Here is a 12,229-nt window from a genome sequence, read left to right as displayed (position 1 = left end):
TAAAAATCTCATTTGTGCTCCAGCCGATCCAAGCCAAGGCTTGTTTCAAACTTTCGCGTTCATTCTGCAAGCAGAATGTTTACTCACTCGTTGTTCAGTTTTCAAAGATCAAACTTGTTTTGCTACCGAATGTCGTTCTCTTCAGCAACTTTTATATCTTATCACATCCGAACCAACTTTGCAAGCTCTTTTTTTAAAGTTTCTTTCGAAGCTTATTTCGTTTGCTTGCCGCACCGTGTAAACCGTGTTTTCTTGGCCGGAATTAGAATATACCATGTACAGATTTACATTGCAAGTCTTTTTTTGAGTAATGATATATATATCTATATTATTTCTGTTTTTCTACATTCCCACACTTATCTCACTTAAAAGGCCCCTCTATAAAAGAAAGGCCCTCTCTTCAATTTACTTTAATATCTATTGTTATCCGATAACCTCTTGGATGTGAAGCTGCCGTTGCTGCATCAGGTTAATGATGGTTCCTTCTACTGACACCATAGGCCGTGTAGGATGATCTCGATCAGAGAATACGATCTCTCCAATTTGGTTATTGCTGAGTTTTACTCGGATGCCATTATGGATCTGGGTCGAACGTTGGACAAATACTCTTACAATTGCAGGATCCAATTTCCCAAATGCCTCACTTTGGATCTGTTCTAGGACTAGGTATGGTGATTGTGCCTTGCGGTAGATCTTCTCCAGCGTCATGGCGTGGAAAATATCAGCGATAGCTACAATCTTGGCATAAATATGAATCTGCGTACCACTAAGCTGCAACGGGTAGCCTGATCCATCCACTTTTTCATGATGCTGCAAAGCTGCAAGTCTGGCTCCCTCATTAATGGCCTTTGCCTGTTTAAGGATCTGATAACCATATTTCGTATGCTGGCGAATCTCTTCCTGCTCTGCAGCCGTCAACGTGGATGGTTTATGGAGAATCTGCGGATCTACCTTGTTGTTACCAATATCATGGAACAAGCCTGCAAAAGCAACTTGCATCCAATCCTTGGAGGGAAGATCGATCCACTGAGCCAGTTGATAGGATGTGATCGCACTCAGTACGGCATGGTGATATACATAATCATGTTCTTGCATTACTCGTGGACTGAAGGTAAGCACATTATATTGTTTGAGATGTGCAAACACAGCCTCCAACTGTGTACGTAACTCATAGACAGGCAATTCAGCCGCCAGAGAGGACAGGAAAGCATTTTTCGTTAGTCCGACCATCTTTTCATACTCATCCTGCAAAGACGTTACTACAGGAGCTGTGGTGACGTTCCCTGTCTTCCCTGCCCGTTCACCACTCTTGTCATTGGCAGAACTTCCTGCGGACACAGAGGCACCTTTGGTTGCTGTACTACTCGACGCCATTCTTTCCTGTTCAATATCTACCTGTTGAATCATAAAGGCTCTGAGCACTTCCATATCCTTGGGTAAAATAACTTTTCCCTTCTGAAGCAGAACGTTGCCGCGAAGTGTTTGCACATCACTCCCAAGTTTGAGTCCTGGTTTGACTTCTGACAGGGTGATTAATCCCATGTGTATTCCCCTCACTCATCGTTCTTCTATGTTAATAACAAACAAGACCATAGTCCCGGTTTTTCATGATATTTCCCATTATATTACTCAGGAATCAGGCTGTACATCCCAGATTCGGAAGAATAAAAGAAGAGATTCCTTTATACAAACAAAAGGGCTCCCTGTGGGAGCCCTCGCAATCTTCTTCCAATCTCCAAGAGATCAGTCTTTATAGAATTCTATTTTATGCTTCCGAACCGGAATCGTCGTCGCCCTCAACTTCATTAACGTCAGCATCAGAAACGGTGCCTTCTTCCAAGCTTACTACCGGAGCTTGGGACTCCTCGCCTTCCAAGCCTTCAAGCGACTCATCGTCTGGTTCCTCTTCATTTTTGTCAATTCGGCTGACTGTAGCTACTGAATCCTCGTCACGAATATGAATCAGCTTCACACCCTGCGTGTATCGACCCATAGTGGATATGCCTTCCATGCTCATCCGGATCAACGTACCGCTAGACGTGATAATCATCAGATCCTCTTCGGTTTTAACCATTTTGAGGCTGACTACTGCGCCGTTCTTCTCTGTGACATTAATAGTCTTGATCCCTTTACCGCCACGAGTCTGCATCCGATAATCACTGACAGGTGTACGTTTACCGTAACCTTTTGCTGTAACGATCAGAACATCAAGCTCTTTATCAACTACATCCATGCCGATAACAGCATCCTGTTCATCCAATGTAATCCCTTTGACCCCGGTTGCGCTACGTCCCATGGAACGTACGTTACCTTCGGAGAAGCGAATAGACATTCCGTGAGCTGTACCCATGATGATCTCTTGCTGTCCATCGGTCAGCTTAACATCGATCAGAACGTCATCATCACGTAAGGAAATACCGATCAAGCCGCCTTTGCGAATATTGGTGTAATCCTCAAGTGGCGTCTTCTTCACAACCCCTTGGCGGGTAGCAAAGAACAAGTATCTGTCACTTTCGAATTCCTGAACCGGAATTACGGCATTGACCGATTCGCCCTGCTCGATCTGGATCAGGTTGATAATCGGCGTTCCCCGTGCGGTACGTCCAAGCTCTGGAATCTCGTAAGCTTTGAGACGGTACACTTTACCTTTGTCAGTGAAGAACATGAGGTAATTGTGAGAGTTGGTCACGAACAGATGCTCAACAAAGTCGGTATCTTTCGTATCCATACCCACGACCCCACGTCCGCCACGTTTCTGGCTGCGGTATGTGGATACCGGCAGACGTTTCACGTATCCTGTATGGGTAATCGTAATGATAACCTCTTCACGTGGAATCAGGTCCTCATCCAGAATACTCTCTTCACCTACAGTGATCTCTGTACGACGATCATCGCTGAAGCGGTCACGGATCTCTTGCAACTCCGTACTGATAATCTCAAGCACCAGATGCTCATTGGCCAGAATCTCGCGATACTCTCTGATTTTGACCATCAGTTCGTTATATTCATTTTCAATACGTTCGCGTTCCAGACCTGTGAGGCGTTGCAAACGCATATCGAGAATAGCTTGAGCCTGATCATGACTGAGTGAGAAACGCTCAATCAAACCTTCTCTTGCTGCATCCGCATTACTGGATGAACGAATCAACGTAATAATCTCGTCGATATGATCCAGCGCAATACGCAAGCCCTCTAAAATGTGTGCACGAGCTTCAGCCTTTTTCAGTTCAAACTGCGTACGTCTGCGAATAACCTCAATCTGATGCTGCAGGTAGTGATACAACACTTCACGCAAGTTCAGAATTTTAGGTTCTTTATTAACAATCGCGAGCATGTTAATCCCAAAAGTGGATTGCATCGATGTATGTTTGTAAAGGTTGTTCAGGACAACCCCCGGATTCACGTCTCTGCGAAGCTCAATTACAACCCGCATACCATTACGGTCAGACTCATCACGAAGGTCAGTAATACCATCAATCTTTTTATCACGTACCAACTCGGCGATTTTCTCAACGAGTCTCGCCTTGTTCACCTGATAAGGCAGCTCTGTAACGATAATACGCGCCTTGTTGTTGTTCTCTTCGATGTTGGTTTTGGCCCGCATCGTTACTGAACCACGTCCGGTCTGATACGCCTGGCGAATGCCTGAGCGGCCCAAAATGTAGCCGGACGTAGGGAAGTCTGGTCCTTGAATGTAATCCATGAGTTCCATGGATGTAATGTCCGGATTTTGAATCATGGCCTGTACACCATCAATGACCTCGCCCAGATTATGAGGAGGAATATTGGTGGCCATACCTACCGCGATCCCGCCGACCCCATTGACAAGCAAGTTAGGAAAACGAGCAGGTAGAACGATTGGCTCATGTTCCTCGCCGTCATAGTTCGGTTGGAAATCAATCGTATCCTTGTTGATATCTCTAAGCATTTCCATAGCAATCTTGGACAAACGTGCTTCGGTGTAACGCATGGCTGCTGCCATATCGCCATCGACCGATCCAAAGTTACCATGTCCATCTACATGCATATAACGCAGGGAGAAATCCTGTGCCATCCGGACCATCGTCTCGTAAACAGCAGAGTCACCGTGTGGGTGATACTTACCGATAACTTCACCGACGATTCTGGCTGATTTTTTATGTGGTTTATCAGGTGTCATGCCGAGCTCTGACATCGCGTACAGAATACGCCGGTGAACCGGCTTCAATCCATCACGCACGTCAGGTAAGGCACGGCTAACGATGATGCTCATCGCATAATCCATAAACGATTCACGCATCTCGACGCCTATATCCCGATCTGTAATCTGAGAGTTCATTTCTTCCGCCATGCTGGACCTCCTTCTTGTCCTTCAACAAACGTTCCATTCCGTCATACAAAAAAATTGATTATATGTGAAAAGCCTAACAAGGCTAAAACCGCGCAAGAACGCTACTCTTTATTATATTACTTTCACAAAAGTTACACAATTAAACGTCCGCTGGGCAATAGCCTTTCTTCCGGGAACTTCTGCGTGTCTGGGGATACGCCCTGCCTTCCTCCCCAATTGCACATACAATGCTAGAAAAACGGCATATGTACTGTGCCTACCGAGGCTAAAGCCATTCCCGTCCTACGATCAAACTGCAAATTGTACAGCTCATCGCACAAAACGCCATATTTCTCTATTATACCACTGAAATCGTCTCTTGTCCTTTGATTTCTCCGTGTCTGTCCCTCTTTAGAACTGAGCAAAACATGAAAGGACTGATGAATATTGGGTATCCAACGCGTCTCCAGCAAATGGGCCAAAACAGCTGTGTTACAACGCAGTCGCATTGTGAATGAATATATCCCAGTGACCCGAAAATATAGCCGTCAAACTCTCGAACGAATGACTGAATTATTTGAGTCAAACTATATCAAACCAGACCGTGGTACTTACGGTAATGGCGTTATGCGAGTAAAAACAACCCGTTTATACGAACCTGTCGTTAATTCCGAAGATTCCACCACAGATGCGGAGGTTCCGGAAGAAACCAATGAGCGGAACGTACCTGATGATGAACCCGAAGCAAGTGCTGTTATCTTCAGAGATACCTATCTCACTACAACATATCAACTCCAATACGGTACAGAGGAGAGATTATTTCATTCCCTGGACGAACTCGAACGAGCACTGAATGATCGCATTCAGGAACGTGATTATATCATTCAACAAGGAATTTCGCTGATGAAGCATGAAGATTTGCCTTTTGACTTGCGTGTGTTAACTCAGAAAAATCTGCAACACAACTGGGAAACAACAGGTATTTTGGGACGTGTTGCTGCCCCGGGCAAAATCATCACCAACATTCATGGTGGCGGACGATTGGCCACGTTTGAAGAACTCGTACTCCCCCATCTTCACCAGGATGGCTTCAAAAAACTTCGCACTGAACTGTACCGCTTAGGTATTCATACCGCTGTGCAATTGCAAACATCATTTCCAAGGCTCAAAGAGATTGGTATTGATATTGCGCTAGACGAAGCAGGGCGTCCCTGGATTCTTGAAGTCAACACACTGCCAGGCATTTATGCCTTTGGCTTATTACCGGACAAGGAGGCATACCGGAAGATCAAACGTTATGCGATTGCATACGGTCGTTTGCCCTCCAAAAAGGGTAAAAGCTCTCGTACATCCCCTAAAGCACAAGCCTCGTCTGCCAAAAAACGTATACGCAGATAACAAAGGGATAAGGAAGTCTAAGTATTCGCCTTCCCTGTTCATACTTTCCCTAATATAAAAAAGGCGCCCTCTCAGGCGCCTCTTCGAATGTGTTAAATGTCGAGGTTTTTCACGTATTTTGCATTTTCCTGGATAAAGTCACGACGCGGTTCAACGTTATCCCCCATCAGGGTGTCAAACATGGCATCAGCAAGGATGGCATCATTAATCGATACTTGCATCATGGTCCGACTCTCCGGATCCATCGTTGTTTCCCACAATTGTCCGGCATTCATCTCGCCAAGACCTTTGTAACGCTGAACGTTGAATTTTGCATTTTCGCCGAGCGTTGCAATAATTTCATCACGCTCTTTCTCGGAACCGGCATAACGAATCACTTTGTTACGCTCAATCTTGAACAATGGCGGTTGTGCAATATATACATAACCTGCCTCAATGATTTTGCGCATGTACCGATACAGGAATGTCAGCAATAGTGTTCGGATATGAGCACCATCGACGTCGGCATCGGTCATCAAAATGATTTTGTGATAGCGGGCTTTAGCAATATCGAAGTCATCACCAATACCTGTACCCATTGCCGTAATAATTGCTCTAATCTCCGCATTACCCAAGATCCGGTCGAGACGAGCTTTTTCCACGTTCAGAATCTTACCACGCAACGGCAAAATTGCTTGGAAATGACGATCCCGGCCTTGCTTCGCTGAACCGCCTGCAGAGTCACCTTCAACGATGTACAATTCACTGATTGAAGCATCCTTGGATGAACAGTCTGCCAGTTTACCTGGAAGTGAGCTTACTTCGAGTGCACCTTTACGACGTGTCAGTTCACGGGCTTTACGGGCAGCTTCACGCGCACGTGCTGCTTGCAGACCTTTTTCCAAAATGCGACGGGATACGGAAGGATTCTCTTCCAGGAACTCCTGCAGCTTCTCGGCAAACAAGGATTCGACAATCCCACGCACTTCGCTGTTGCCCAGCTTGGTCTTTGTCTGTCCTTCAAATTGCGGCTCCGGAATCTTGACCGAAATAATAGCTGTCAAGCCTTCACGCACGTCATCCCCGGAAAGGTTACCCGTGCTGTCCTTGATTACCCCCGCCTTACGGGCGTAGTCATTGATAATCCGCGTAAGGGCACTCTTGAAACCTGATTCATGCGTTCCGCCCTCATGCGTGTTGATATTGTTCGCGAAGGAATAGATATTCTCGGTGTAGTTGTCATTGTATTGCAGGGCAACTTCCACCTGGATGTTATCTCTGGAACCTTCAACGTAAATTGGATTCTCATGTAGTACTTCGCGCTTCTGGTTTAGGAAGGAGACGTATTCGATAATGCCGCCTTCATACAGGAATGAGTTGGTTGCACCTGTACGCTCATCCGTCAGTGTAAGACCAATACCCTTGTTCAAGAACGCCAGCTCACGAATACGGGCCAGCAAGATGTCATATTCATAAACTCTTGTTTCCGTGAAAATTTCAGGGTCCGGATGGAATCTAACCGTTGTTCCTGTTTCGTCGGTTGTACCGATTACTTTCAGGTCATACTGTGGAGCTCCACGGCGATATTCCTGTTGATAGATATGTCCCTCACGTTTAACCGTTACAACCACTTTTTCAGAGAGTGCATTCACAACGGACACACCAACACCATGCAAACCACCGGATACTTTATATCCGCCGCCACCAAATTTTCCCCCTGCATGGAGGACAGTCATAACTACCTCAAGTGCAGGACGTTTCATTTTGGTATGTTCGCCGACGGGAATCCCCCGTCCGTTATCGACTACAGTCACGCTATTGTCTTCATGGATACTGACCTCAATGTGGTCGCAGTAACCTGCAAGCGCTTCGTCAATACTGTTGTCCACTACTTCCCAGACCAGATGATGCAGGCCCTTGGAACTGGTGGAACCGATATACATCCCCGGACGCTTCCGTACGGCTTCCAATCCTTCAAGGACCTGAATTTCATTCGCATCATATGACGGTTGATTCATAGACATGCCTTTCACCTACTTCTATAGATTCAATATCGTAAATATGCGTTAACTAATAATGTTTGCTGAAATAGACAACGTCCTTCATTTCAGCCAGCTATCCAAATTTAAAGACAAGCAGCAAAAGATACATCTTTTATGCCACACAACGCTAGAGATCCGGAAAAATGTGAGCCCGCTTCTTCAGCGTGGCTGAGGAAATAGGCGAGTAGTACACAATGTTTTTGGTCACCACAATGGACTTGGCTTCCTCTTCGCCGATGTGTTCCACTGTTTTTTCCTGCTCGGCATGCGTGACATACTGCTTGGAGATCTTTGAGGATTTTTCAATCGATATATCAAAAATAGCGACCAATTCGGAAGAACGGATGATCTTCTCACCGCCCAGATGAATGTACATAAGCCCTCACTCCTTAGCGTTCAACCTGTCCGGCATGAACGTGATAAATACTGGCATCTTTGAGCTTGTCAACGTTCAGGCTCTCAATCCCCGTAGCCGTAATAAAGGTTTGCACCTTGCTCTGGAACGTTTCGATCAGCTGCGTCTGGCGAAAAGGGTCCAGCTCGGACAGAACATCATCCAGCAACAGAACTGGATATTCTCCGATTTCTTCATGAATCAGTTCAATTTCCGCAAGTTTAAGGGACAACGCCGTTGTGCGCTGCTGCCCCTGCGAGCCATATGTTTGTACTTCCCGATCGTTAATGAAAAAGGACAGGTCATCCCGATGCGGCCCACTAAGGGTTGTGCCTCGGCGAATCTCCTGCTCTTTCATTTGTGATAATTTTATCATAAATTGGTCCATTAAGACAGCTTCATCTTCCTCAGCGGCTTCGCTGAAGGAAGGAAGGTAGGCCAGCCGCAAGACTTCTCCGCCTCCGGTGATCCCCTGATGAATCGTTTCTGCCCACTTTTGCAGTTTCTTTATGAATTGTTTCCTTTTTTTGACGATTTTAACACCATGCTCAACCAGTTGTTCGTTCCACACCTCAAGCATGGTCTGGGCTGATGCCCCTTGTCCCCATAACTGCTTAAGCAAATTGTTTCGTTGGACGAGCACTTTCTGGTATTGCTGCAGGTGATACAGGTAACCTGGTGCAACCTGTCCGATCTCCATGTCAAGAAACCGGCGGCGGACCCCCGGTGTGCCTTTTACAATCTCCAGATCCTCCGGTGCAAACATCACAACATTGAGCGCTCCGACAAAATCACTTAACTTGCGCTGCTCCAGGCCGTTAATCTTTGCTTTTTTGCCTTGTTGCGACAAAGATAGTTCAAGCTTGACAGCCCCGTACTTTTTGTCGACCTCTGCTGCAAGTCTGGCACGTTCCTCACCGAAACGGATTAACTCCTTGTCACGGGATGTACGGTGGCTCTTGGTGAGTGCAAGTACAAAAATCGCTTCTGCAAGATTTGTCTTGCCTTGGGCATTTTGCCCGATCAACAAGTTTACGGGACCAAAAGAGTCCAGTCTGAGATGTTCATAATTGCGGAAATTCTGCAGATCAATGCTGTTCACAAACACGCGGTAACCTCCCTTTTATCCCGTCCGTCAGGAGGCAGCAGGATCGAACTGGTCTTCTTATTCTGCAGCAACTTCGAATGTGCCTTCTCCGTCCACTTCAACGATATCCCCAGGGTATAACTTACGTCCCCGGCGTTCCTCAGGCTCTTTATTCACACGTACAAGCCCTTCCTGAAGCAAAGCTTTGGCCATACCTCCGGTTGGGATGCAATCCGCCAGTTTCAAAAATTGATCAAGCTTGATATATTCCGTTCGAATCGTAACTTGGTTCACGGTGATCTTCCTTTCGTTAGTTGGTCGTCCGGTATGGCAATATGACGTAAAGGCTGTGACTGTCATCCAGCGGTTTCAAGATGATTGGACTCATGACTCCTGTAAAAGCGATCATCAGCTGTTCACTTTCAACAACTTTCAGCACATCCAGCATGTATTTGGAGTTGAACGAGATTTTTAACGGATCTCCTGTAAACTCGGCAGGTTCGATTTCTTCTCTTACTTTACCTAGCTCGGAAGAGCTTGAAGAAATTTCAACGGATCCCGAATCCATCGTTTGCATACGCACGATGTTTGTTTTCTCTTCACGCGACAGCAAATAAGCCCGGTCAATGGATTCACTTAATTTTTTTGTATCTAAAACAAGTTCTGTTTTGTATGACGTTGGAATAATTCTAGAAGTATCCGGATATGTTCCGTCCAAAATACGGGAGTAGAACAATACACGGTCGATTTTGAATAGGACTTGGTTATCTGCAACAACGATATCCACAAGGGTATTTTGATCCGGAACAATTTTGCTGAGCTCGTTCAGCGTTTTACCGGAAATAACTACGTTGTTGAAGCGGATACCTTCTGCATTATCCAGCATTGCTGATCGAGTAGCAAGACGGTGACGGTCTGTTGCCACAAATTTCAATTCGTTGTCACCCAAACTCCAGAGCACACCTGTCAGGATTGGAGTAGTCTCATGTGTGGAAATGGAGAAGACAGTTTGTTTGATCATATTTTTCAGCAAATCTCCTGGAATGGAGACGGTTTGGTTTTCTTCGATGCTTGGCAGTACCGGGAATTCTTCCGGATCAAGACCTACCAGTTGAATTTCGGTAGCACCTGCGGAGATAAAGGTGTTGAAATTCTCTTTGACTTCCATGTGCACTTCCTGTGAAGGCAGCTTCTTGATGATCTCCACAAAAAACTTGGCTGGCAAAACTACACTGCCGGGTTGATCTACCTGAACTACGCTTTTATCTCCATCTTCAAGCGGGATGAAGGATTGAATGGATATATCGGTGTCACTTGCTGTCAATGTTACACCTTGATGATTCACGTCGAATTTGATACCGCTCAGAATCGGAATTGTTGTACGGCTCGAGATCGCTTTGGATACTTGCTGTATGGAATCGTTTAAGTAGTTTTTCATTATGCTGATTTTCATGGTTTCACTCCTAGCTGATTTTTTGGGTGTTGGGGTGTTAAAAGGTGTTTTTCAAAGGCCGAAGGCTAAGCTCCGAAATGGCTATTTTGGAGATGATATCTTTAAGATCTTTTTAGTAATAATAGTAATAGGGGCACTGAATATGTGGATAAGTGGGTATAAACCCGTACACCCAAGCCTATCCACATGTGTATACGTTGTGCATAGGCTTGGGACTTGTTCAGGTTGGATTCTTAATTTTTTCGGTTAAGTTGTTGATAACTTTATAGAGATCCTGATCGTTTTTAATCGCTTGGGAGATTTTTTCGTGAGCATGTATGACAGTGGTGTGATCTCGTCCTCCGAATGCTTCCCCGATTTTGGGCAGAGAAAAGTCTGTCAGTTCACGAGAGAGATACATGGCAATCTGTCTTGGGAAAGCAACTGCCTTGGTCCGTTTCCGTGCTTTGAAATCTTCAAGCTTAAGGCTATAATACTCGCCGACCTTTTGTTGGATGTCATGAATAGTGATCATTTTGGGACGACTGGAAGGAATAATATCCTTGAGTGCTTCAGCTGCCAGATGAGTGGTTACATCTTGATTAGTCAGTGAAGAATAAGCAACGACCCGAATCAGGGCGCCTTCCAGTTCACGGATGTTGGTGTCAATCTGGTTGGCAATGTACATCATCGCTTCATTCGGAATATCCAAGTTTTCCGCACGTGCCTTTTTCCGCAAAATTGCGATCCTTGTCTCCAAATCTGGAGGCTGGATATCCGTGATTAACCCCCATTCAAAGCGAGAACGAAGTCGTTCTTCCAGTGTCGGAATTTCCTTCGGTGGTCTGTCGCTGGAGATGATGATCTGCTTCCGTTCCTCATGCAGCGCATTAAACGTATGGAAAAATTCCTCTTGTGTCGATTCTTTTCCCGCCAAGAACTGAATATCATCAATGAGCAAAATGTCGACGCTCCGGTATTTGTTACGGAAGCTCTCCCCGCGGTTGTCACGGATCGAGTTAATGAATTCGTTCGTGAATTTCTCAGACGACAAATAAACGACTTTGCTGCCCGGATCATGCTCCAGAACATAATGTCCGATCGCATGCATCAAGTGAGTTTTACCGAGACCTACCCCTCCATACAGAAAGAGCGGGTTGTAAGCTTTGGCGGGCGCTTCAGCGACCGCCAGCGATGCGGCATGGGCAAAACGGTTGCCCGGCCCGATGACAAATGTATCGAACGTATATTTCGGATTCAGCATGCTGAGTACTGCTTCTTCCTGTACAACTGTAGGCGTTGGTGCCGGCAATTGCGGGTCCGGTTCAGCAGGCTTGTTCTCTTCAATGACAAATTTCACATCGACTTGCTTGCCAAGCAGCTCGTATACCGTCGAGCCAACCAATTTGGTGTAACGGCTCTCCAGCCATTCGACGGCAAACGTGGTTGGTGCGGAAATGACGATTGAACGGTCATTTAGCTTGGTGGCTTTGGTTGCTTTGAACCAGGTGTCAAAGCTGGGTTTGCTGAGTTTGTTTTGTATGATTGATAAAATTTGCTGCCATAAATCAGAAGTATGGCTGTCCAC

9 protein-coding genes are annotated in these 12,229 nt (G+C 45.8%); 1 reads left to right on the top strand and 8 read right to left on the bottom strand.

From position 1 onward, the window contains the following. Positions 1-423 precede the first annotated feature (423 nt). Complete coding sequence (locus QNO02_RS00045; protein ID WP_289390799.1) at positions 424-1,542, bottom strand: HD-GYP domain-containing protein; 1,119 nt, start codon at positions 1,540-1,542, stop codon at positions 424-426. A 223-nt stretch (positions 1,543-1,765) separates the two neighbouring features. Continuing rightward, on the bottom strand, positions 1,766-4,330 hold the full coding sequence (gene gyrA / locus QNO02_RS00040) for a DNA gyrase subunit A (protein ID WP_091035207.1): 2,565 nt from the start codon (positions 4,328-4,330) through the stop codon (positions 1,766-1,768). 426 nt (positions 4,331-4,756) lie between these two features. On the opposite strand from gyrA, the gene QNO02_RS00035 reads away from it, so the two are divergent. Beyond that, positions 4,757-5,707: a YheC/YheD family protein gene (locus QNO02_RS00035; RefSeq protein ID WP_289390798.1), complete on the top strand. Its 951-nt coding sequence runs from the start codon at positions 4,757-4,759 to the stop codon at positions 5,705-5,707. A gap of 92 nt (positions 5,708-5,799) precedes the next feature. Here QNO02_RS00035 and gyrB read toward each other — a convergent pair whose 3' ends face one another. The 6 genes from gyrB to dnaA all read right to left on the bottom strand — a co-directional run bounded on the left by gyrB (position 5,800) and on the right by dnaA (position 12,229). Beyond that, positions 5,800-7,710, bottom strand: coding sequence for a DNA topoisomerase (ATP-hydrolyzing) subunit B (gene gyrB / locus QNO02_RS00030; RefSeq protein WP_091035212.1), 1,911 nt, complete (start codon positions 7,708-7,710; stop codon positions 5,800-5,802). Positions 7,711-7,855: 145 nt separating this feature from the next. Beyond that, the gene (gene remB / locus QNO02_RS00025) at positions 7,856-8,104 is read right to left on the bottom strand and encodes an extracellular matrix regulator RemB (protein WP_017691405.1); all 249 of its coding nucleotides are present in this window, start codon (positions 8,102-8,104) and stop codon (positions 7,856-7,858) included. Between the two features lie 13 nt (positions 8,105-8,117). Next, on the bottom strand, positions 8,118-9,230 hold the full coding sequence (recF, locus tag QNO02_RS00020; protein WP_062836513.1) for a DNA replication/repair protein RecF: 1,113 nt from the start codon (positions 9,228-9,230) through the stop codon (positions 8,118-8,120). Between the two features lie 57 nt (positions 9,231-9,287). After that, complete coding sequence (gene yaaA / locus QNO02_RS00015; protein ID WP_036611994.1) at positions 9,288-9,503, bottom strand: S4 domain-containing protein YaaA; 216 nt, start codon at positions 9,501-9,503, stop codon at positions 9,288-9,290. Between the two features lie 16 nt (positions 9,504-9,519). After that, complete coding sequence (gene dnaN, locus QNO02_RS00010) at positions 9,520-10,662, bottom strand: DNA polymerase III subunit beta (RefSeq protein WP_017691408.1); 1,143 nt, start codon at positions 10,660-10,662, stop codon at positions 9,520-9,522. A gap of 220 nt (positions 10,663-10,882) precedes the next feature. Continuing rightward, a complete protein-coding gene (gene dnaA, locus QNO02_RS00005) occupies positions 10,883-12,229 on the bottom strand; it encodes a chromosomal replication initiator protein DnaA (RefSeq protein ID WP_036611990.1) in 1,347 nt (448 codons plus the stop codon).

Origin of the sequence: Paenibacillus sp. PK1-4R (assembly GCF_030369595.1) — a bacterium.
In the GTDB taxonomy this organism is placed as follows: Bacteria; Bacillota; Bacilli; order Paenibacillales; family Paenibacillaceae; genus Paenibacillus.
Note: the sequence above shows the minus strand (reverse complement) of the source record. Positions and strands in the feature narration are given on the sequence as shown.